We start from the raw sequence: 21,041 nt of genomic DNA on the forward strand, positions 1-21,041 counted from the left end.
CTCGTCGCGTCGTGCGCGGGGGTTACTTGGTGAAGTAGACGTACTTCCAGGGACCGTAGGTGCCGGTGTTCAGGGTGTCGCCCGAGGCGCCCCTGATGTACGACGAGCGGACACGGGCCTGGATGCCGGACTCGCCCGGCGCCCCCAGCTCGACCAGGGACTTGCCGTTGGACGCGATCCCGAAGAACTCCGGGTCGCCGGCCGGGATCCAGCGGCCCCGGATGTAGACCTCGACCTCGAACCGCTGGGCCCGGCCCGGCTGGAAGGTCATGGTCGTGGTGAACAGCGGGCTGGTGTTCTTGTGGAACCAGTAGTAGTTGCCCGATCCGACCTTGCCCGTCTTGTAGTACCGGGAGACGGAGGTGGAGACGTTGACCTGCGTACCGGCGTAGCGCGACACCGACTTCGGCGCCGAGTAGAAGTCACCGTCGAACGTCGCCCAGAAGTTGGTGTTGCGGCTGACCTTGTAGGTCACCTTCAGGTCGCCCGCGGAGTTGACCGTGCCGGTCTTGACCAGCTGCTTCGTGCCGCCCGCCGGCTGCGCCCAGATCGACACCACGCGGCTCTTGCCCGTCTTGCCGAGGTGGCCGGTGACGGTGGCCGTGGCCCCGTAGGAGTAGACCGAGAGGTTGGTCTTGATGCCGACCGACGTGGCCGCGCGGGAGACCGCGACGGTGTCCTTGCCGGTGCCGGAGTTGTGTGTGGCGTCGCCCGCGTAGGTGGCGGTGTAGGTGACGTTGCCGCCGGTGTACGGGACGTCGGTGAAGCTGAACGTGCCGTTGGAGGCGACGGTCTTGGTGCCGAGCGACTTGCCCTTCGGGTCGGTGAGGTCGGTGCGCGTCACCGTGACCTTCGCACCGGCGGGGAGGGCCGTGCCCGAGGTGAGCTTTCCGGTGACCGTGATCTTCGCCGCCCGCTTCGCCGTGGCCGGGGCGTTCACGGTGAGGGTGGTGGTGGCCCGGGCGATGGTGATGTTGCGCTTGGTGGTGGCGGGGGCGTGGTCGGCGTCGCCGGCGTAGCTGACCGTGTAGGTGGCGGTGCCCAGGGTGGACGGGGTGTCCTTGAGGGTGAAGGTGCCGTCGGCGGCGACGGCCGCGGTGCCCAGGGGGGTGCCGTTCTGGTGGGCGCTGTCGGTGCGGGTCACGGTGACCTGGGTGCCGGCGGGCAGGGGCAGGGTCGAGCCGAGGGTGCCGGTGACGGTGACGTCGCGGCCGGGCAGCGCGGTGGCCGGGGCGTTCACCGTGAGGCTGGTGGTGGCCCGGGCGATGGTGATGTTGCGCTTGGTGGTGGCCGCACCGTGCTTGGCGTCGCCGGCGTAGCTGACCGTGTAGGTGGTGGTGCCCAGGGTGGACGGGGTGTCCTTGAGCGAGAACGTGCCGTCGGCGGCGACGGTCGCGGTGCCCAGCGGCGCGTCGGTCGTGGCGGAATCGCTGCGGGTCACGGTGACCGTGGTGCCGTCCGCGAAGGGCACGGCGGAGCCGAGGGTGCCGGTGACCGTGACGTCGCGGCCGGGCAGCGCGGTGGCCGGGGCGTTCACCGTGAGCGTGGTGGCGGCCTTGGTCGGGTCCTGCAGCACGCGCAGGGAGTACACGTCGGCGTCGTTCGAGGACACGGCGAACAGCCGGCTGCCGTCCGGTGTCCAGGCCAGACCGCCCGAGGCCAGGAGGTCGGAGCCGCTGCTGTGGCCGGTGCTGGGGAGGTCGTAGGTGCGGACCGGCTCGTCCACCTGCGACGCGAAGATGTACACGTCCGGCTCGTACGCGCCGTCGATGCCCGCGGCGACGGTGCCGTCGGCGGCCACGGCCACCGCGTTCGGGTACGCGTCGGTCGTGTAGCGGCCGTCACTGGACAGGTCGGAGGTGCGGTAGACCTGGTGGAAGTACGGGGCGCCGCTGGCGGCGAGGATCTGCTTTCCGTCCGGGGTGACGGTCAGGTCCTGCAGGTTCGAGGCGCCGTTGGGGTCGAAGCGGTACGCCTTGGACTCGGCGTGTCCCGAGGAGACGTCGTAGACCGCGAGTTCGGTCGGGCTCTGACCCGGTGCCCCGACCGCCAGCATGTCGGGAGCCCCGGGGGACGAGGCGACCATCGGGGCGGAGTACCACGTGCTCCGCTCGGCCTGGTTGAGCGTGAGCACGGCGCCGCCGGTGGTCACGGTGCCGGTCGGGGGCGGGTCTCCGGCGGGGTCGAGGTCCAGGGAACCGATGTTGCCCTGCGTGGCGCCCCCGTACCCGAACCAGACCGTGTCCCCGTTCATGGCGAGGTACCGGGGGGCGCTGCCCGCGCCGATCGAGTACCGGGCGGTCTCGCGGAGCGTGGCCGTGTCGATCGCGGAGATCGCGTCGGCGTTGGGGACGGCAACGAAGAGCGTCGTGGAGTCCGGCGACAGCACGAGCCCGGCCGCGCCGGGCTCCGACACGATCTGGCCGACCACCTTGCCGTCGTAGTCGGTCACGACGATCTTGCTGTTGCTGCTGCTACTGATGAAGACCCGCTGGTGGAGTCCGTCGACGACCATGTCCGAGTACGAGGCGACGGGCAGAGCGGTCACGCTGTCGGCGGCGGCGGGCGTGGCCGTGACGCCGAGCAGGGAAGCGGTGGCGAGCAGGACGGACAGGGCCGTCCCGCCCGCGAGGTGACGGGTGCGCAAGCTGGTTCCCCCCAGGCAGGCGTGATGGACCGGGAAACGGTCCGGGCTATGGGTGCGCCGCAGGGCGCGGGCGTCCATGGACGTGCCCGGCGCGCCTTCCTCGGCCGCAAAGAGGAACGCTACGACATGCCTATGACAGTGGACCACCGCATTGTCGGCCCCTGCCGATCCGTCACCGAGGTTTTCATCGCTGCTGGCAGTACTGTGCCCGATTCGATGCAGGGATACGTACAACCATTTTGCGGGGCCGGTGTGTTCGGCCCTGGGAGCCGCACGGTGGCGGCCCGCCCCCACGCTCCGGGCGTCCGGCCCGGAGCCTGCAGCCAAGCGGACGAGGCCGCCCCGAACTGGTCGGGACGGCCTCGAACCTGTGCCTCTCGGGAGGGCCTCAGTTGGTGAAGTACAGGTACTTCCAGTCGCCGTACGTCGTGGAGTTCAGGATGTCGCCCGAACCGCCCTTGACGTACGAGATGCGCACCCGGGCCTGGATGCCGGCCTCGCCCGGCCCCGGCAGCGTGACCTGGGCCTTGCCGGCGGTCCCGATCCGGAAGTACTCCGAGTCGAGCGCGTGCCACGTGCCCTGGTAGTAGACCTCCAGCTCGAACCGCTCCTGGCGGTTGGTCGCGTAGGTCATCGTCGTGGTGAACACCGGCGCGGCGTTCTTGCGGAACCAGTAGTAGTTGGTCGAGCCGACCTTGCCCGTCTTGTAGTACCGGGAGACGGAGGTGGAGAGCTTGACCTTCGTACCGGCGTAACGCGACGCCGACTTCGGCGCCGAGTAGAAGTCGCCGTCGAACGACGCCCAGAAGGTGGTGTTGCGGCTGACCTTGTAGGTCACCTTCAGGTCGCCCGCGGAGTTGACCTTGGAGGTCTTGATCAGCTTCTTCGTGCCGCCGGCCGGCTGCGCCCAGATCGACACGACGCGGCTCTTGCCCGTCTTGCCGAGGTGGCCGGTGACGGTGGCCGTGGCCCCGTAGGAGTAGGTCGAGAGGTTGGTCTTGATGCTGACCGACGTGGCCGCGCGGGAGACCGCGACGGTGTCCTTGCCGGTGGCGGGGTTGTGCTGGGTGTTGCCCGCGTAGGCGGCGGTGTAGGTGACGTTGCCGCCGGTGTACGGGACGTCGGTGAAGCTGAACGTGCCGTTGGCCGCGACCGTCTTGGTGCCGAGCGACTTGCCCTTCGGGTCGGTGAGGTCGGTGCGCGTCACCGTGACCTTGGTACCGGCCGGGAAGGACACGCTCGAGGTGAGCTTTCCGGTGACCGTGATCTTCGCGGCCCGCTTCGCGGAGGAGGGGGCGCTCACCGTGAGGGTCGAGGCGACCCGGGCGACGCTGACGGTGTCCTTCGCGGTGGCGGCTGCGTGCTTGGTGTCGCCGGCGTAGCTGACCGTGTAGGTGTTGTTGCCCAGCGCGGACGGGGTGTTCCGGAACGAGAAGGTGCCGTCGGCGGCGACCGTCGCGGTGCCCGCCGGCGTGCCGGCGGGGTGCGTCGAGTCGGTGCGGGTCACGGTGACCTTGGTGCCGGCCGGGAAGGGCACGGGCGAGCCGAGCGTGCCGGTGACGACGATCTCGCGGCCGGGGATGCCCGTGGCGGGGGCGTTCACCGTGAGCGCGGTGGCGGTGCGGGCGACGCTGACGGCGGCGCTGCCGGTGGCGGCGTCGTGGTCGGTGTCGCCGGCGTAGCTGACCGTGTAGGTCGTGGTGCCCAGGGTGGACGGGGTGTTCTTGAGCGAGAACGTGCCGTCGGCGGCGACCGTGGCGGTGCCCAGGGGCGCGTCGGTCGTGGCGGAGTCGGTGCGGGTCACGGTGACCGTGGTGCCGTCCGCGAAGGGCACGGAGGAGGCCAGGGTGCCGGTGAGGGTGATCTCGTCGCCGGGAAGGGCGGTGCTCGGGGCGTTCACCGTGAGCGCGGTGGCGGTGCGGGCGACGCTGACGGCGGCGCTGCCGGTGGCGGCGTCGTGGTCGGTGTCGCCGGCGTAGCTGACCGTGTAGGTCGTGGTGCCCAGGGTGGACGGGGTGTCCGTGAGCGAGAACGTGCCGTCGGCGCCGACGGTCGCGGTGCCCAGGGGCGCGTCGGTGGTGGCGGAGTCGGTGCGGGTCACGGTGACCGTGGTGCCGTCCGCGAAGGGCACGGAGGAGGCCAGGGTGCCGGTGAGGGTGATCTCGTCGCCGGGAAGGGCGGTGGCCGGGGCGTTCACCGTGAGCGCGGTGGCGGCCTGGGCCGACTCCTCCAGGCTGTGCGAGGTCACCGGCGGGACGGCGGTCCCGCCGTCGGTGGCGGCGGCGGGCGTGGCCGTGACGCCGATCAGGGATGCGGTGGCGAGCAGGACGGACAGGGCCGTCCCGCCCGCTATGTGACGGGTGCGCAAGCTGGTTCCCCCCAGACAGGCGTGGGTATGGGTGCGCCGCAGGGCGCGGGCAACCGCGAACGTGCCCGGCGCGCCTTCCTCGGCCGCAAGGAGGAACGCTACGACATGCTGATGACAGTGGGCTACCGCATTGGTGCTCCGGACCGATCCGTTACCACTGTCCCGCCCGCACTGTGGCCGATTCGATGCGGGGATCCGTACAACCATGTGGCGGGGCGGGTGCGGTCAGCCCTGGGAGACCCGCACGGTGACGGTCCACTCCTGCAGTCCCAGACAGGCGACCTGGTCCGGGGCGGTGGGCTGGGCGCACAGGGGGCGGGTGGCGGTGAGGCGGGCCGTGCCGGTGGCGGTGGCGCGGTAGGCGGCGATGGTGTCCCCGCGGGGGGCGCCGATGCCGGCGTTGCCGGCCCGCAGGCCACCGCCCTTGAGCGTGACCGGGGACCAGGGGCGGTCGGCGCTGCCGTCGAGCGCGACGCGGACCGTCGCGCCGGTGCTCACGCACAAGGTGCGGCCGGTGTCGGCGGCGCCGAGGTCGAGCCGGGTGGGGCACGGCTTCACGCCGGTGGCCGGGCCGCCGCCCGGCTGCTGGGCGGTGCCGCCGCAGGCGCTGAGCGCGAACGCCGAGAGGGCCGCCGCGGCGAGGGCTGTCGGCCGGTGCAGTCGCTGCATGGATGAGCCTCCTTTTCTCTGTGACGTGTCCCGGACGCAAAAGGGTCCCGGCCGCCTCGCGGCGACCGGGACCTTGCGCGGGGCGGAAGGGGCTCAGCCCGTGGTCAGGGCGGTGTCGTCGACCACGAAACTCGTCTGCAGGGAGGAGTCCTCGGTGCCGGTGAACTTCAGGGTGACGGTGGAGCCGGCGAAGGAGGACAGGTCGAAGCTCTTCTGGGCGTACCCGGTGGCCTTGTTGAGGTTGGAGTAGGTGGCCAGGGTGGTGGACCCGGCCGTGACCGTGAGCTTGTCGTAGGCCGAGGACGTGGTGGTCTCGGCGGTGTCGATGTGCAGCCAGAAGGTGAGGGTGGCCCGGCAGCCGCTCGGGACGGTCACCGACTGGGTGAGCGTGTCGGTGTGCGTGGACCCGTAGCCGTCCATCCAGGCCTTGTACGAGCCGCCGTGCGCGGCCTCACCGGCGTCATTGGTGATGACACCGCTGGACGCGGTCCAGCCGGTGGCGCCCGACTCGAAGCCGGGGTTGGCGAGCAACTGGCCCGCCGTGCAGGTGCCGCCGCCGGCCGGTGCGATCGTCCAGCCGAAGGAGGCCGAGCCGGAGGCGCCGGTGGAGTCGGAGGCGGTGACGGTGGTCTGGTACGTGCCGGCGGTGGTCGGGGTGCCGGAGACCAGACCGGTCGAGGCGTTCACGGACAGCCCGGCGGGCAGGCCGCTCGCGCTGTAGGTGAGTGCGGCGCCCGCGCTGTCGGTGGCCGAGATCTGCAGGCTGCGGGCGGTGCCGACGGTGCCGGTCTGGCTGCCCGGGTTGGTGACGGTGACCGTGTTGCCGCTGCTGGTGCCGTTCTTGAAGGCGGTGACGCCGTTCGGGGTGCCGAGCCCGGTCGGGCCGTCGTAGCCGGTCTTGGCGGTGCACAGGTAGGAGCTGGAGCAGCTGCCGTTGGCGCCGGTGGTCACGTCCCAGAGGTTGGCGGTGTGGGCGTAGGGGTACGACGCCGGGTTGCTGCCCGCGGCCGGGGCGCCGCCCAGCGCGTAGACGCCCGCGATGAGCGGGGAGGAGGCACTGGTGCCGCCGTAGACGGCCCAGCCGGAGCCGCCGTAGGTGTCGTACACCGCGACGCCGGTGGCGGGGTCGGCCACCGCGGAGACGTCGGCGACCGTGCGCCGGGAGCAGCCGGTGTCGGTCTGCCAGGTCGGCTTGGTGTCGTACGCGGAGCAGCCCGAGCCGGTGCCGTCGCCGCCCGAGGTGGTGCCCCAGACCTTCTCGGTCCAGCCGCGGGTGGTGGCGGAGGTGTTCAGCGAGGTGCCGCCGACGGCGGTCACGTAGCGGGACGCCGCCGGGTACTCGGCCCCGTACCCCTCGTCGCCCGCGGAGACGGTGATGGCGACGCCCGGGTGGTTGAAGTAGGCGCTGTCGTACGACGGGTCGGCGGACTCCTCGCCGCCGCCGTAGCTGTTGGAGACGAACTTCGCGCCGAGCGCGACGGCCTCGTTCACGGCCGTGCCGAGGTCCTGCATGCTCGCGGAGTTCGCCTCGACGAGCAGGATGTTGCAGCTCGGGCAGGCGGCGCTGACCATGTCGAGGTCGAGGGCGATCTCACCGGCCCAACCGCTGTCGGGGCTCGGCAGGTTGGTCGTGCTGCCGGTCTGGCCGACCTTCTTGAAGCAGCCGTTGGCGGTCGTGCAGGCCGACAGCCCGTACTGGGAGCGGTAGGTGGCCAGGTCGGCGGCGGCGTTGGGGTCGTCGTAGGCGTCGACGATGGCGACGGTGAGGCCGGAACCGCCGGTCGAGGGCAGGTTGTAGGCGCTGTGCAGGTTGGCCGGGCCGAGGCCGGACGGGGTGGCCTGGGGCGACAGCGTGTTGTCGCGCAGCATCGCGATGTCGGTGCGGCGCTGGGCCAGGCAGCTTGCGTGGCCCGCCGCGGGGGCGGCGCACAGGTGCCGGGTCGGGACGTGGGCGCCCGCCGTGCCGGTGGAGTGCACCGTCTGGGCCTGCGGGGACTGCAGGGCCCGGGCGTTCTGGGTGTCGCGGGCCGAGGTGGTGTGGGGGGCGGGGTGCGCGGCGGCCTGGGCCGCGGGACCGGCGGCCAGCAGTCCGCCGACGGCCAGGGCGAGCGCGGGCAGGGCCGCGGCGACCGATCGTCTCAGTCGGTGCGTGGAGAGGTGCACGAGGTGCCTCCGTCGAGTGCCGGGAGTGGGGGTGTCACGGCGCGGTGCGGGTGGCGCGTTTCCTGGGCGGCCGCGGGGTGTGCGGTCATGGATCCGATCGTCGTGCTGATCGTCATGCGCATGTCATTTCGACACGCGTAGACCACCCCTGTGCTGCGGCTGCGTACGGTGATGACGGGTGACGCGCCGAAGCTATTGCAGGGCCGCCACCGCCGAACAGCACGGGACGAAGATCTTTACCGCTGCTTGAGGGGCGTTTGCCCGGACCGAGACGGGACCCCTCTACCTCCCTCGGTCCGGCCCGATTTCCGTAGGGTTTCCCCTGTACGCCCCGCTGTGGCCGCGCCTGCCTTGACCTTGTCGCAACGTCAAGGTCTCTACTGGCCCCATGCGCATCGGAGAACTCGCCGCCTTCGCCGGGGTCAGCACCCGCACGGTCCGGCACTACCAACGCATCGGACTGCTCCCCGAGCCCGCGCGCCGCGTCAACGGCTACCGGGACTACGGGCTGCGCGACGCCGTCGAGCTCGCCCGGGTCCGCCGCCTGGCCGAACTCGGCCTGGCCCTGGACGAGATCAGGGACGTGCTCGCCGACGACGCCGGCAAGGACCTCGCCGAAGTCCTCGCCGGACTCGACGCCGACCTCGCCCGCCAGGAGGAGGCCATCCGCGGCCGCCGCGCCCGCCTGGCGGAACTGCTGCGCCGCGCAGGCAGCGGCGGGCTGCCCGCGGAAGGGCCCGTCTCCCCCGAACTCGCCGCGCTCTTCGCCGACATGGCCCGCGTCACCGCGGACCTGCCCGGACCCGAGCCCGCGATGGCGGCGAAGGAACGCGAACTGCTCGCCCTCCTGGAAACGGCGGCCTCCCCGCAGACCCGGGGCTGGCTGACCGGCCTGGTGCGGTCCATGGACACCGGCCCCGACGCGATGCGCCGCGCGTACGCCGTCTACGCGCTCATGGACGAACTGGTCACGGCCCCCGTCGACGACCCCAAGGTGGGCGAGACGGCACGGGCCATCGCCGACGCCGTGCCCGACGAGATCGTCGCGGCGCTGGCCGCGACCGGCGAGGACGACGTGGTGGCCGCCGCCGAGCAGGACGGCTTTGTCGCCGCGTTCCTCGACGACCACGCCCCCGCCCAGGCCGAGGCCGTACGGCAGGCGATCCGGCTGCTGCGCGAGCGTGCCTTGTGAGGGCTGTCCGCGGCTGGGCGCTCGGTTTGCTCGTCGCGGCGGAGGCTGTCCTCGCCGCGTGCCTGCTGGCCGGCGTGCCGGTGCCGCCGCCGGTGCTCCGGGGCACGGAGCTGTGCACCGTCGCCGTGGCCGCGTGGCGGCTGCCACGCCTCGTCCGGGCCCACCGGCAGGCGCGGCGCCGGGGCCTGTCGCGCCCGGCCGCGCTGCGGGCGGCCGTACGGGACGCGGTACCGGTGCCCGTACGGCGACTGGCGCGCCACGAACTCGCCCTGGCGGCAGGCCTCTTGCGGTGGATCACGCGGCGGCCGCGGCACGGCGTGGGCAAGGGCGACACAGCGGTGCCGTACAGCGGGGCGCAGGCGGCGACGATGTACGGCTTCCTCTTCGTCTCCGTCGTCGAGACCGTGCTGCTCGCGCTGATCATCCCCTGGCCCGCCGTGCACGCCGTGACCCTCGTCCTCGACCTGTGGGGCTGCTTCTTCGTCCTGGCCCTGCACGCGGCCTGCGTGGTCCGCCCGCACGTTGTCGGGGCGGACGGCTCGCTGCGTGTGCGGTACGGCGCGCTCGTCGACATCCGCGTGCCCGCGGACCGCATAGCGACCGCCCGCGTCGACCGGCGCTTCCCCGACGGACGGCTGCTGACACTCGCCGGCGACGGCACCGCCGACCTGGTCGTCGGCGGCCAGACCACGGTGACCGTCGAGCTCACCGAACCGGTCGCCTTCCTGCGCCCGCTGGGCGCCCCGGCCCGGGCCCGCGTGCTGCGCTTCCACGCCGACGACCCGCGTGCCGCCGTCGCCGCCCTGGGCTGGGCGGGGCGCGGGGCTTCGGGTAACGTGACGTCGCCAGCAGTGGACGGACCGAGGAGGTGAGACCCATTACCGCCACGTCAGGTTGGGTGCTCCCCCCGTACGGCTCCGCTGCCCTCCCGGCGTAGGAGACCGCGGGAGCGCCCTTCGGCATCCCGAAAGGCCCTCATGCCCGCAGTACCTCCTTCCGTGCCCCCCGCCCCGGTCGACCCCGAGGCCGTTGTCGCCGCGCTGCGCGCCGCCGGCTGCGTCTTCGCCGAGGACGAGGCCCGACTGCTCCTCTCCGCCGCCGGCGGCCCCGCCGAACTCGCCGTCATGGTCGAGCGCCGCGCGGCCGGCTTCCCCATAGAACAGGTCGTCGGCTGGGCCGAGTTCCGCGGTCTGCGCATCGCCGTCGACCCCGGTGTCTTCGTGCCGCGGCGCCGTACCGAGTTCCTCGCCGGCGAGGCCGTCCGGCTGGCCCGCCCCGGCGCGGTCGTCGTCGACCTGTGCTGCGGGTCCGGCGCGGTGGGCGCCGCGCTGGCCGCCGAGGTGGAACGGCCGCGGCTGCACGCCGCCGACATCGACCCCGCCGCGGTGGCCTGCGCCCGCCGCAACCTCGCCGCCGCGGGCGGCACCGTCCACGAGGGCGACCTGTACGAGCCGCTGCCCGCGCGACTGCGCGGCCGCGTCGACGTCCTCGTCGCCAACGCCCCGTACGTGCCCACCGACGCGGTGGGCCTGCTCCCCGCCGAGGCCCGCGACCACGAACCGCGCACCGCCCTCGACGGCGGCCTGGACGGCCTCGACATCCTCCGCCGTGTCATCGCCGGCGCCCCCGACTGGCTGGGACCCGGCGGCCACCTCCTCTTCGAGACCGGGGAGCGGCAGGCCCCGGCGGCGGTCGCCGCCGTGACCGGGGCGGGCCTGCGGGCGCGCGTCGCTTTCTCCGGGGAATGGCACGCCACGGTGATCGTCGGGACCGCCGCCCCGGCATGACAAGGGTTGTCGGAGAAAAGTCCCACGGTGCGACGGGACCAAAGTCCCGTCGGCGCGCTACCGAAAGCCCCGGGTGCTGAAAGGCAGAAAGCAATAACGCGGGAAAGTGTGGAAGGGAGAAAGTCCCGGCCCGTGGAGTGGAAAGTCCTGGCGCCCGGAAGGGAAAGTCTCCCGCCCTGGCGGAGGGGAATCCGCGCCCCCTTCCGGCCGGGTTCCGCGCTTCCTCTTTCTGCCGCGCCCGCGCGCCCGCGCGTACGCGCGTAAGGGGGGTGTACCCGGGTCGGCCACGGCGCCGGCGAGGGGTGATGGCGAGGGGCCGCCGCCCCGGTACCTGGGTGCCGTGGCGGCGGCCTCCGGCACGTTCGCGCACGTCCACGAGGGGTCTCATCCCTGTGTGAGGGCCGCGTCTCCCGCCGCGCGGAGCCTCTGCGTGCCTGTGCCGCTCCGGGGCGGGCCACACAGCGCCACCGTGCGGGCGCACAGCGCGACATCGGGGCGAAATACGTGACCGGGGCCACGTGGCGCCGGTCACTCAAGGGGCGATTTGTGCGGGTTCGCGTGTGACGTAGCAGATATGGCGCACGCCACAGTCCGGGGTTCTTAGTAGTCGGCGGCCCTCAATTCCCGTCCGGTGACTGGGCGGCGGGACTTTGGACCCTGAGACGGCTACTAATCGCGGTCGTAATGGGGGGCATTGACCCCTGTCAGGAATTGGGCCAACAATTCATGGCGTACCCCACGGAAAAGGAAAGAAACGAATGCAGACCTCCGCCATGACGAAGTTCGCCTCCGCCGCCAAGGCCAAGAAGATGTCCCTCGGTGTCGTCGCCGCCAGCGCCGCCGTCGTCGCCGGTGGTGTGGCCATGGCCCCCACCGCTTCCGCCGCTCCGACGCACTCCGGCTCCGTCAGCTCCTGGATCAACCAGAGCCTGGAGGTCATGCGCAAGAACGGCATACCCGGCACGTACAACGGGATCTACAAGAACCTGATGCGTGAGTCCTCCGGCAACCCCCGCGCGATCAACAACTGGGACAGCAACGCCGCCAAGGGCATCCCGTCGAAGGGCCTCATGCAGGTCATCGACCCGACGTTCAACACGTACCACGTGCCCGGAACCTCGCGGGACATCTACGACCCGGTCGCGAACATCACCGCGGCCTGCAACTACGCTGCGCACCGCTACGGCTCGATCGACAACGTCAACTCGGCCTACTGAGGCCGTGCGCGACAGCGCCCACGCAGCGTTCCCGTGAAGAGTGCCCCCGGCAGTGCCACTGCCGGGGGGCGCTCTTTTTTTTGTGCGTCCGCACCGGTCGGCGGGCCCGTGCTTGACACCGTCGCGGGCCCGGCGCATCATCGTTCCACTAATCAAGTAGTGGAATGGTGGTGCTGGGAACGTGGAGTTCCGCATCGACCGGCGGAGCGGCGTCGCCGCCTACCAGCAGATCGTCCAGCAGACCAAGCAGGCGCTGCGGCTCGGTGTGCTGGTGCCCGGGGACCGGCTGCCGACGGCCAAAGAGGTCGCGCAGAGCAGTGCGGTCAACCCCAACACGACGCTGAAGGCCTATCGCGAGCTGGAGCGGGAGGGGCTCGTCGAGCCCCGGCCGGGTCTGGGGACGTTCGTCCGCCGGTCCCTGGCCCGCCCGCAGGCCGGGCCGGACTCGCCGCTGCGCGGTGAGCTCGACGCGTGGATGCTCCGGGCCCGTGCCGCGGGTCTGGAGCGGGACGACGTGACCGCCCTGGTCACCTCGGTACTGGAGCAGCGGTACGCCGAGCCCCTGGCGGCCGCCGCGGGCGCGGAAACGCACGGGAACACGGAAAGCGGGAAGCACGGATGAGTGACGGCATGGACCTTCCGGGACCACCGGAGGAGTCGGCGATCGAGGCCTTCGGCGTCGGGAAGAAGTACCGGCGCGGCTGGGCGCTGCAGGACTGCTCCTTCCGGCTGCCGGCCGGCCGGATCTGCGGTCTGGTCGGGCCCAACGGAGCGGGCAAGACGACGCTGATGAGCATCGCCGCCAACCTGCTGGAGCCGAGCTCCGGCACGCTGCGGGTGTTCGGCGCGGCCCCCGAATCGGCGGAGGCCGGCCGCCGGGTCGCCTTCCTCGCCCAGGAGAAGCCGCTGTACCGGCGCTTCACCGTGGCCGAGACGCTGCGCATGGGCCGTGAGCTGAACCCCGGCTGGGACCAGGCCGCCGCCGAGGGCATCGTGCGTGCCGGGAACGTGCCCATGAGCGCCCGGGTCGGCACCCTGTCGGGCGGCCAGCGCACCCGTGTCGCCTTCGCCGTCGCGTTCGGCAAGCGCCCCGACCTGCTGCTGCTCGACGAGCCGCTGTCCGACCTGGACCCGCTGGTACGTCACGAGATGATGAGCCTGCTGATGGCCGAGGTCGCCGAGCACGGCACGACCGTCCTGATGTCCTCGCACATGCTCGCCGAGCTGGGCAGCATCTGCGACTACCTCATGGTCATCGCGGGCGGCGGGCTGCGCCTCGCCGGCGACGTGGACGAACTGCTGTCCGCCCACGCCCTGCTGACCGGTGTCGCCGAGGGCGGGGCGGGCCTGCCGGCCGGCCTGGAGCGGCACACCTTCGTCGAGTCCCGCGTCAACGGGCGGCAGTTCACCGCCCTCATACGTCCCGACGGTCCGGTCGGCGCCCCGTGGCAGACCGACACCCCGAACCTGGAGGAACTCCTGCTCGCCTACCTGCGCAACCCCGGGGCCCCCGCGCTGATCAGCCCCACGGCCCGCGTGGCGGTGGCGGCATGAGCACCGTGACCGACCCCAGGACCCCCGTCGCGGCCCCGGCCGCGAAGAGCCCGCGCCGCCCGCACCTGAGCGGCATGACCTGGCTGGTGTGGCGGCAGCACCGCGCCGCGTACTGGACCCTGGTCGGCCTGACCCTGGCCTGCCTGGCCGGTGTCGCGTGGCAGCGGTCCCAGCTGACGGACTACCTCGCCAAGTACGGCTGGCCCCATCTCAAGGGCGACGAGTGGGTCCAGGGCTTCACCGCCTACTCCGGGCACCTGAGCCAGGCGGGCCTGGCGCTCACCTGCGTCCCCGTCCTCCTCGCGGTCTTCGTCGGCGCCCCGCTGCTCGCCCCCGACCTGGAGAACGGCACCGCCAAGCTGGTCGCCGCGCAGTCCGTGAGCCGGGTGCGGTGGATCGGCACCAAGCTCGTCATCACCGGGGTCCTCCTGGTGGCCGGCACCGCGCTGATCTCGGCCGCCTACACCTGGTGGTGGGCTCCAGTGAAGAGCCAGGCGGGCTGGACCGAGGCCACCTACTTCAACACCACCGGCCCGGTCGCGGTCGCGCTCACCCTCTTCCTCGTCTCCCTGGGCGTCCTCGTCGGCATGCTGGCGCGGCGCACCCTGACGGCGATGGTGGTGACCTTCTTCCTCTCGATCGCCGTGGAGGTCGTCTGGAGCATGTCCCGGCTGAGCCTGGGCTCCGAGGTCAACGCGACCACCCACCACGCCGCGGGTCTGCCGGGCCAGTCCCCCACGCTGCCCACCGGCGCGTACGAGATCGACTCCAACTACATCACCGGCTCCGGCAAGCTGATGGGCTGGAGCACCTGTGCCCACGAGGCGAGCGAGAAGGCCGTCGAGGTCTGCCTGCGCAAGGCGGACGTGGTCGGCTGGTCGACCAAGTACCTGCCGATCTCGCAGCTGTCGTCGATGCAGTGGCTCGGCGCGGGCATCCTGTTCGGCCTCACCGCCGTCGTCGTCGCGGTCGTCGTCGTCCGGGGCCGCAGGCGACTGGTCTGATCCCGCACGGCGTCCCCCGGACCCGGCCTGCGCCCCTCACCAGGGCGGGGTCCGGGTCCGGGGCGCGTCACGGGTCTTTACAGGCAGACCCGCCTCGGCCACCCTTCTCCTCCATGACATCCGCCGCACCGCAGGTCACCGCCGCCGTCCACGCCACCGCCGGGCGGATCGCCGAACTGCTCCGCGCCGGCGCGGACCCTTCCGTCCGCATCCCCGGTGCGCAGTGGACCGTGGGCGAGGCGGCGGCACACCTGATGCTGGCCAACGAGCTGATGGCGGCGCTCGCGCAGGGCCACGAGCGGCCCTACGGAGACGGCACCGCCGGCAGCCTCGCCGCCGCCAACGAGGCCTCGCTCGAGGTGTTCACCGAGCGCGACCCGGCCGTGCTGGCCGAGGGCATCGTGCGCCACGCCGAGGCGTTCGCCGACGCCGCGGCGGTCCGCCCGGCGGAGCAGCCCGTCGTCACCCCGCTGGGCCCGATGGACCTGGCCACCCTCGGGTCGTACCTGGTGGCGCACATGCTCGGCCACGGCTGGGACATCGCCGCCGCGCTGCGCCGCCCGCACATGATCGACGCGGCGGCCGTGGAGGCGACCGTGCCGTTCGTCATGGCCGCGATGCCACGCGTCCTCAGCGCCGCGGCCGCCGGGCACTCCGCCTGCTACGACCTGCGGGTCCGCGGCGGCTCGCGCTTCGCCGTCACCTTCACCGACGGTGCGGCGCGGGTCACGCCGGAACTCCCGGGCCGCCCCGATGTGACGATCCTCGCCGAACCCGTGACGTTCCTGCTCATCGCGCTCGGCCGCCGCACCGCCACCGGCGCCGTGGCCCGCGGCAAGATCCTCGCCTGGGGGCGCAGGCCGTGGCTTGCGCCGGGCTTCCCGTCGCTGTTCACCGCGCCCTGAGGCGCGGTGCCCCGGGACTGTTCAGCCCGCGTCCGCGGCGACCGACGCGTACACCGACCGCGCCTCCGCGCCGAGGCGCGGGCCGGCGATCCATGTGGCAGCCGGGGGGCCGATGGAGGTGTCGCTGACGAGCGCGAGCGTGCCGTCGGGCCGTTCGGCGAACCAGCCGCCGCCGGAGGCGCCGGCGGTCATGGTGCACCCGATGCGGTAGAGCGACGCCCGGTCGGCGCGGAGCGACAGCCGTCCGGGGCGGTCCTGGCAGGAGAACAGCCGCTCCCCGTCGAAGGGCGCGGCCGCCGGGTAGCCCCAGGCCTTCATCGCGGGGACGGTGGCCGTCGGCGGGGCGTCGAACCAGACGGGAGCGGCCGCGCCGGTCGTCTCCTGGAGGGACGTGCCGCCGCCCGGCATGCTCACGTGCAGCACCGCGTAGTCGCCCGGTGAACCGGCGCCGCCGCTGGCGGCGCCCTCGGCGGTCCACTCCGCGGAGGTCGCGGCCCGGTCCGCCCACCACATCCCGAAGGGCGCGATCCCGTCCGCCCCGGCGGCCGCCCGGTCGCCGCCGTCCAGACCCCGGTCGTTGTACGAGGGCACGAAGACGATGTTGCGGTACCAGGTGCCCCCGGCGCCGCCGTGCACGCAGTGCCCGGCCGTCCACACCAGGCCGGACCGCCCCGGGCGGGCCGGGTCCTCGACCGCGGTGCCGGAGCAGACGGCCGGCCCCTGGGGGGTGTCGAAGAAGATCCTGCCCAGCACGGGAGCGGCGGCGCGGTACGGCGTGCGCTCGGGCACGGCCGCCACGGGCGCCGGTTCCGGGTCGGTCCCGCCCGCGTCGGCGCCGAGGCCGGCGGGCACGCGGGTGTCCGCCGCGGCGGCCCCGGCCATCCGCTCCGTTGTCCACAGGCCGGGGACAACGGGGTTGGAGAAGCCGGGCAGCGCCTGCCGTGCCGGGCCGGAGCAGCCGGTCACGGCGGCCAGGGCGAGCAGGACCGTCAGGCAGACGCCGGTCCACGGACGCCGGGGTGCGGAGCGCATCGTCGTGGTTCCTCGGGTACGGAGGGGCATGTCCGGGGCGGAGGCTTCCGCCCCGAAGGCCTGTGGGCGTCGGTCAGTTGAAGAAGCGGACGGACTTCACGGCCGGGAAGCCGATCGCCGCCAAGTCGTTGACGTTGCCCTGCACGACCAGGGAGTTGCCGGTGCAGTCGGGGCCGTCCCAGATCTTGGCGAAGCCGCTGATCTGCAGGGAGCCGGAGAAGCGGACCGGCCGGCAGCCCGGGCCGGTGATGCCCTCGGCCGGGTCGGCGAAGTTCGCGGTGTCGAAGAACGTGGCGCTGGTCGCGGGCGCGACCGAGGGGTTCCCGCCGTTGTTCTGGCCGCCGTTCTGGCCGCCGTTCTGACCGCCGTTCTGGCCGGTCTGGCCGTTCTGGCCGCCGCCCGCGGTCTGGCCGGCCTTCTGCCCGTCCGGGGTGACGCCGAACCAGGTGCCGCCGGCGCCCTGCCCGTTGGTGTCGCCGGGCTTGGTGTCCTTGCTGAAGAGGTAGACCGGCCAGCCGCCGATCGTCACCTGCAGGGCACCGTCGCGCGGGATGAAGCCGATCGCCGACTTCCGGATGCCGTCGATGAAGACCTTGCCGCCCTTGGCGACCAGGTAGGGCGGCCACGTGCTCGCGCAGGCGTCGAAGCAGGTCGACCTCGACGGATTCGCCGAGTCGTTGTCGAAGCGGTAGAGCGTGAAACCGGCCCCGTTGAGCACCACCGGGTCCAGCGCCCCGGCCCTGCCGGCCGACAACTGCACCCAGGTGCGGGCCACCGGCTTCCGCGCCGCCGCGGCGGGGGCGGCACCCGGCGCGAGGTCGCCGGTGTTCGGCTGTGCGTTGTTCTGCTGAGCCGTGCCGGTGCGGAAGGACAGGTCGGCGGTGCCGGCGGTCGGCGCGCTCGACGGGGTGGTGGCGCCGCTGCTGCTGCTGCAGGCCGACAGCAGGAGCAGGCTCGCGGCGGCGAGGGAGGCGAGCGCGGTGGCGCGAGTGCGGAACATCTGAGTACCCCCGGGGTATCGGTTCGGTCGGGCGCCCCGGCGTCCCCGGGGCGGTTGCACACCCCTGCCACGGACGGCGTTCCCGACCGGTTCGGACGGGATCGCGCCGAGACGCGACCGTGACGATTCCCGGATCGGCCGGATGCAATCGTCAACTCCGGGTTGACGCACGCGATGCGTCAACCTACCGTTGACGCATGACGCAACCCATCCGCCTCGACGACCTGATCGAGGCCATCAAGAAGGCCCACCCCGACGCGCTCGACCAGCTCTCCGACGCGGTCCTCGCCGCGGAGCACCTCGGAGAGGTCGCCGACCACCTCATCGGCCACTTCGTCGACCAGGCCCGCCGCTCCGGAGCCTCCTGGACCGACATCGGCAAGAGCATGGGCGTCACCAAGCAGGCCGCCCAGAAGCGCTTCGTCCCCGACCTCGACCCCAGTCAGGGCTTCAGCCGCTTCACGCCCCGCGCGCGCAGCACCGTCATGGCCGCCCACACCGAGGCCCGCACCGCGGGCCACGCCGAGATCACCCCCGAGCACCTCGCCCTCGGCCTGCTCTCCGAACCGGAGGGCATCGCCGCCCGCGTCTTCACCGCGCAGGGCCACCCCCTCCCCGCCGTCCGCGAACACCTCGCCGCCGCCCTGCCCCCCGCCGCGGGCGAGGCCGTCCCCGAGGTCGTCCCCTACGACCTGCGCTCCCGCAAGGCCCTCGAACTCACCTTCCGCCAGGCGCTGCGCCTCGGCCACAACTACATCGGCACCGAGCACATCCTGCTCGCCCTCCTCGAACTCGAGGACGGCACCGGCCCGCTCACCTCCCTCGGCATCGACAAGTTCACGACGGAGACCGCCGTCACCGAAATGGTCGCGGCCGCGGCCCGCGGCAAATAGCGCCTGCGGCGCGGTGTTTGTGGGTGCCCTTCGGCCCGTACTTCGTATTCCCGGACGTAACGTCGCTGTCCCGGCGCTAGGGTGATCAAGCGGGCGTTGTGTGTCTTGCGTCACACGTCCCGTGGTGCGGTACGCCCGGACAGCGCCGGGCGCTGCGGAGGCAGGGGGGTACGTATGCACGAAATGGCCAAGGGCGCCAACGTGGGTCTGGCGGCGCTCAGTGAGAACACGGGTTCCGTCGTTGTGAGCCTGGCGTGGAGCAGCGCGACGGGGGACGGGGACGCGGACGTCTCCGTGCTCCTGCTCGACGGGAACGGGAAGGTGCGCACCGACGAGGACTTCTTCTTCTACAACAACCCGGCCGCCGCGGACGGCAGCGTCCAACTCCTCGACAAAACACCGGCCGCCGCCGGCAACGAGGACCGGATCGGCCTCGACCTCACGGCGATCGCACCAGGTGTGGAGCGCGTCGTCGTCGCGGCCAGCCGGTACGGCGGTGCGAGCTTCGGTGAACTGGACGATCTCCGGGTGACCCTGAGCGACCAGGCCGGCGAGCCGGTTCTCGCCTTCACCATTGACGATGCGGGCGCCGAGACCGCTTTCATCTTCGCGGAACTCTACCGACGCGGTGAGGAATGGAAGTTCCGCGCTGTCGGGCAGGGTTACGAGACCGGTCTTGCCGGTCTGGCCACGGATTTCGGGATCGACGTGGACGACGACGCCGATGACAACGACGGGGCAGCACCTGAAGCCGCTCCGTCCGGCCCGCCGGCCGGGCTCCCGGCGTCGGTGCCGATCGCCACGGTTCCCGCTCAGCCGGTCCCGCCGGATGCCGCCCAGCCAGTGCGGCGTCCCCGTACGGCGAAGAAGAAGGTCACGCTTCCGAAGTCGCCCAGGAAGTCGCTCGCTGAGAACGACGCCTGGCGGGAAGCCCGCCTCTTCCCTGCCTCGTCGCTCCGAAGTGACCATGAGCGGGAGACACGTGCGACGTCGGTGCTGCTGTCGGTGATGGCCCAGGTACCGGAGTTCGGGCGCAGGCTCACTGCCGCCTTCGGTGCTCCGGCCGGCCGGATGGAGACGTTCGCCGAGGTGTCGCTGCCGCACGGGGACTCGCCCAGGCGTCCCGACGGCGTCATCCGTGTGGAGCGGGCGGGCAAGCTGTGGACGGCCCTGGTGGAGACGAAGACCAATGGCAACGGGCTGAAGTCCCAGCAGGTGCAGGACTACATGGACATCGCGGCGCGTCGCGGGTACGAAGCCGTGATCACCCTGTCCAACGACGTTGCCCTGGAGGGCAGCCCGCTCGTCGACGTGAAGATCGACGGAAGGCGTAAGCACAAGGTCGCGCTGTGGCACCTGTCCTGGGCCGAGGTGACGCATCAGGCGCACATGCTCATCCGCCACGAAGGGGTGGGCAATGCGGCCCACGCATGGCTGCTGCAGGAACTGCTGCACTATCTCCAGCACGAGAACTCGGGGTGCCACGGCTTCCAGAACATGGGTCCGGCCTGGGTGCCCGTGCGCAACGGCATCGACGACGAGACCCTGTGCCAGGGCGACGGCCGTACCGTCGAGGTCGTCGAGAGCTGGGAACGGCTGATCCGGCAGGTGTGCCTCAGGCTCGGGGGCGAGCTGGGAACGAAGGTCCTCCCCGTGCAGCGCAGCCGACGGGGGACGGACCCGCATCTCCGCCGTACCGCTCTCGCCGACCGGTTGTGCGAGGACGGACGACTCACCGCGGAGCTGCTGGTCGACGGCACGCCGGGCATCCTGACGCTTGTCGCGGACCTGCGCACCGGAAAGCTCAGGACTTCTGTCGACATTCCCGCGCCGGAACTGGGATACCCCCTCACCTGGGTCAAGCGCCTGATCCGTCAGCTGGCCGAATCTCCCGCCGATCTGCACATCGAGACGCTTGTGGCCGGTCAGGGCAACGGTCCCCGCGGCACCCTGGAACGGCTGCGGCCGGAGCCGGCCGACCTGCTGCCCAAGGGCGACGCTGTGATCACCGGGTTCCGGTTGTCACTGTTCAAGGGCATGGGGACGACACGGGGCAGCGCCGAGCGGGGCTTCATACGCAGCGTGGACGACGCGGTCGACCTTTTCTACGCCGGTGTTCTCGCCCGCCTGGAACGCGATCCCGCGCCCGGCAGGCGCAGGCCCGCCGCCCGGGGTGAGGAGTGATCGGGCGGGATGGATGAGCCCGAGTACGTGCTGCGGCCCGTCGGCCGGGTCGAGTCACCGCTGCGGCGCAGGCAGGACGCGCCGAAGCAGGCGGACGAGGAGGCACCGGAGGCGTGGCTGGTGTTCGAGCCGGCGGTGGCGGAGGGGCTGCGCGGGCTGCGTACCGGCATGGAGGTGCTGGTGCTGACGTGGCTGGACCGGGCGCGCCGGGACGTACTGGAGGTACGACCGCGTGGGGAGCCGGACCGGCCGCTGACCGGGGTGTTCGGTACGCGGTCGCCGGACCGGCCGAATCCCGTGGGCCTGCACCGGGTGGAGATCGCCGGGATCGACGGCCTGCGCGTGCTGGTGCGCCGGCTGGAGGCCCTGGACGGCACGCCTGTGGTGGACGTCAAGCCCGTTCTCCCGCGGTTCGACGAGCGGTGA

The 21,041-nt window shown here is 72.4% G+C and carries 17 protein-coding genes; 11 read left to right on the forward strand and 6 right to left on the reverse strand.

Annotation, left to right across the window (positions count from 1 at the left end; all coding sequences use genetic code 11):
* Nucleotides 1-22: 22 nt before the first annotated feature.
* From ABZ883_RS10865 to ABZ883_RS10880, 4 genes are all read right to left on the reverse strand, one after another.
* A complete protein-coding gene (locus tag ABZ883_RS10865; RefSeq protein WP_360904942.1) occupies nucleotides 23-2,647 on the reverse strand; it encodes a hypothetical protein in 2,625 nt (874 codons plus the stop codon).
* A 388-nt stretch (nucleotides 2,648-3,035) separates the two neighbouring features.
* Nucleotides 3,036-5,015, reverse strand: coding sequence for an Ig-like domain repeat protein (locus ABZ883_RS10870; protein WP_360904945.1), 1,980 nt, complete (start codon nucleotides 5,013-5,015; stop codon nucleotides 3,036-3,038).
* A 225-nt stretch (nucleotides 5,016-5,240) separates the two neighbouring features.
* Nucleotides 5,241-5,684 carry a hypothetical protein gene (locus ABZ883_RS10875; protein WP_360904948.1) on the reverse strand — a complete coding sequence of 148 codons (444 nt, stop codon included), beginning with the start codon at nucleotides 5,682-5,684 and terminating at the stop codon, nucleotides 5,241-5,243.
* Nucleotides 5,685-5,777: 93 nt separating this feature from the next.
* Entirely contained in the window at nucleotides 5,778-7,847 is a 2,070-nt protein-coding gene (locus ABZ883_RS10880) for a putative Ig domain-containing protein (RefSeq protein WP_360904951.1), read from the reverse strand.
* A 388-nt stretch (nucleotides 7,848-8,235) separates the two neighbouring features.
* On the opposite strand from ABZ883_RS10880, the gene ABZ883_RS10885 reads away from it, so the two are divergent.
* From ABZ883_RS10885 to ABZ883_RS10920, 8 genes are all read left to right on the forward strand, one after another.
* On the forward strand, nucleotides 8,236-9,039 hold the full coding sequence (locus tag ABZ883_RS10885) for a MerR family transcriptional regulator (protein ID WP_360904954.1): 804 nt from the start codon (nucleotides 8,236-8,238) through the stop codon (nucleotides 9,037-9,039).
* Complete coding sequence (locus tag ABZ883_RS10890; protein ID WP_360904957.1) at nucleotides 9,036-9,911, forward strand: hypothetical protein; 876 nt, start codon at nucleotides 9,036-9,038, stop codon at nucleotides 9,909-9,911. Before ABZ883_RS10885 ends, ABZ883_RS10890 begins: the two co-directional genes overlap by 4 nt.
* A 105-nt stretch (nucleotides 9,912-10,016) precedes the next feature.
* Entirely contained in the window at nucleotides 10,017-10,826 is an 810-nt protein-coding gene (locus tag ABZ883_RS10895) for a putative protein N(5)-glutamine methyltransferase (protein ID WP_360904960.1), read from the forward strand.
* Between the two features lie 758 nt (nucleotides 10,827-11,584).
* Nucleotides 11,585-12,043, forward strand: coding sequence for a transglycosylase SLT domain-containing protein (locus ABZ883_RS10900; RefSeq protein ID WP_360904963.1), 459 nt, complete (start codon nucleotides 11,585-11,587; stop codon nucleotides 12,041-12,043).
* A gap of 181 nt (nucleotides 12,044-12,224) precedes the next feature.
* Nucleotides 12,225-12,665: a GntR family transcriptional regulator gene (locus ABZ883_RS10905; protein ID WP_360904966.1), complete on the forward strand. Its 441-nt coding sequence runs from the start codon at nucleotides 12,225-12,227 to the stop codon at nucleotides 12,663-12,665.
* A complete protein-coding gene (locus ABZ883_RS10910; RefSeq protein WP_360904969.1) occupies nucleotides 12,662-13,597 on the forward strand; it encodes an ABC transporter ATP-binding protein in 936 nt (311 codons plus the stop codon). Before ABZ883_RS10905 ends, ABZ883_RS10910 begins: the two co-directional genes overlap by 4 nt.
* Nucleotides 13,594-14,601, forward strand: coding sequence for an ABC transporter permease subunit (locus tag ABZ883_RS10915; RefSeq protein ID WP_360904972.1), 1,008 nt, complete (start codon nucleotides 13,594-13,596; stop codon nucleotides 14,599-14,601). The genes ABZ883_RS10910 and ABZ883_RS10915 overlap by 4 nt, the downstream gene beginning before the upstream one ends.
* A 113-nt stretch (nucleotides 14,602-14,714) precedes the next feature.
* Nucleotides 14,715-15,506 carry a maleylpyruvate isomerase family mycothiol-dependent enzyme gene (locus ABZ883_RS10920; RefSeq protein ID WP_360904975.1) on the forward strand — a complete coding sequence of 264 codons (792 nt, stop codon included), beginning with the start codon at nucleotides 14,715-14,717 and terminating at the stop codon, nucleotides 15,504-15,506.
* 21 nt (nucleotides 15,507-15,527) lie between these two features.
* Here ABZ883_RS10920 and ABZ883_RS10925 read toward each other — a convergent pair whose 3' ends face one another.
* Nucleotides 15,528-16,538, reverse strand: coding sequence for a hypothetical protein (locus ABZ883_RS10925; protein WP_360904978.1), 1,011 nt, complete (start codon nucleotides 16,536-16,538; stop codon nucleotides 15,528-15,530).
* Nucleotides 16,539-16,611: 73 nt separating this feature from the next.
* Nucleotides 16,612-17,538, reverse strand: a complete 927-nt coding sequence (locus ABZ883_RS10930) for a hypothetical protein (protein ID WP_360904981.1) — start codon at nucleotides 17,536-17,538, stop codon at nucleotides 16,612-16,614.
* A 197-nt stretch (nucleotides 17,539-17,735) separates the two neighbouring features.
* On the opposite strand from ABZ883_RS10930, the gene ABZ883_RS10935 reads away from it, so the two are divergent.
* The 3 genes from ABZ883_RS10935 to tsaA all read left to right on the forward strand — a co-directional run bounded on the left by ABZ883_RS10935 (nucleotide 17,736) and on the right by tsaA (nucleotide 21,041).
* Complete coding sequence (locus ABZ883_RS10935) at nucleotides 17,736-18,431, forward strand: Clp protease N-terminal domain-containing protein (protein WP_360904984.1); 696 nt, start codon at nucleotides 17,736-17,738, stop codon at nucleotides 18,429-18,431.
* 174 nt (nucleotides 18,432-18,605) lie between these two features.
* Nucleotides 18,606-20,615, forward strand: a complete 2,010-nt coding sequence (locus tag ABZ883_RS10940) for a TerD family protein (RefSeq protein WP_360904987.1) — start codon at nucleotides 18,606-18,608, stop codon at nucleotides 20,613-20,615.
* A gap of 9 nt (nucleotides 20,616-20,624) precedes the next feature.
* Nucleotides 20,625-21,041 (forward strand): tRNA (N6-threonylcarbamoyladenosine(37)-N6)-methyltransferase TrmO, encoded by a 417-nt coding sequence (gene tsaA / locus ABZ883_RS10945; RefSeq protein WP_360904990.1) that lies wholly within the window; start codon nucleotides 20,625-20,627, stop codon nucleotides 21,039-21,041.

Source organism: Streptomyces sp. NPDC046977, assembly GCF_040644455.1.
Taxonomy (GTDB): Bacteria; Actinomycetota; Actinomycetes; order Streptomycetales; family Streptomycetaceae; genus Actinacidiphila.

Bases quoted from the DNA above. Each gene is read 5' to 3' on its own strand.
- tsaA (WP_360904990.1), top strand. From the start codon at position 20,625: ATGGATGAGCCCGAGTACGTGCTGCGGCCCGTCGGCCGGGTCGAGTCA.
- ABZ883_RS10920 (WP_360904975.1), top strand. From the start codon at position 14,715: ATGACATCCGCCGCACCGCAGGTCACCGCCGCCGTCCACGCCACCGCC.
- ABZ883_RS10895 (WP_360904960.1), top strand. From the start codon at position 10,017: ATGCCCGCAGTACCTCCTTCCGTGCCCCCCGCCCCGGTCGACCCCGAG.
- ABZ883_RS10935 (WP_360904984.1), top strand. From the start codon at position 17,736: ATGACGCAACCCATCCGCCTCGACGACCTGATCGAGGCCATCAAGAAG.
- ABZ883_RS10915 (WP_360904972.1), top strand. From the start codon at position 13,594: ATGAGCACCGTGACCGACCCCAGGACCCCCGTCGCGGCCCCGGCCGCG.
- ABZ883_RS10875 (WP_360904948.1), bottom strand. From the start codon at position 5,684: ATGCAGCGACTGCACCGGCCGACAGCCCTCGCCGCGGCGGCCCTCTCG.
- ABZ883_RS10885 (WP_360904954.1), top strand. From the start codon at position 8,236: ATGCGCATCGGAGAACTCGCCGCCTTCGCCGGGGTCAGCACCCGCACG.
- ABZ883_RS10930 (WP_360904981.1), bottom strand. From the start codon at position 17,538: ATGTTCCGCACTCGCGCCACCGCGCTCGCCTCCCTCGCCGCCGCGAGC.
- ABZ883_RS10940 (WP_360904987.1), top strand. From the start codon at position 18,606: ATGCACGAAATGGCCAAGGGCGCCAACGTGGGTCTGGCGGCGCTCAGT.
- ABZ883_RS10925 (WP_360904978.1), bottom strand. From the start codon at position 16,538: ATGCGCTCCGCACCCCGGCGTCCGTGGACCGGCGTCTGCCTGACGGTC.
- ABZ883_RS10910 (WP_360904969.1), top strand. From the start codon at position 12,662: ATGAGTGACGGCATGGACCTTCCGGGACCACCGGAGGAGTCGGCGATC.
- ABZ883_RS10900 (WP_360904963.1), top strand. From the start codon at position 11,585: ATGCAGACCTCCGCCATGACGAAGTTCGCCTCCGCCGCCAAGGCCAAG.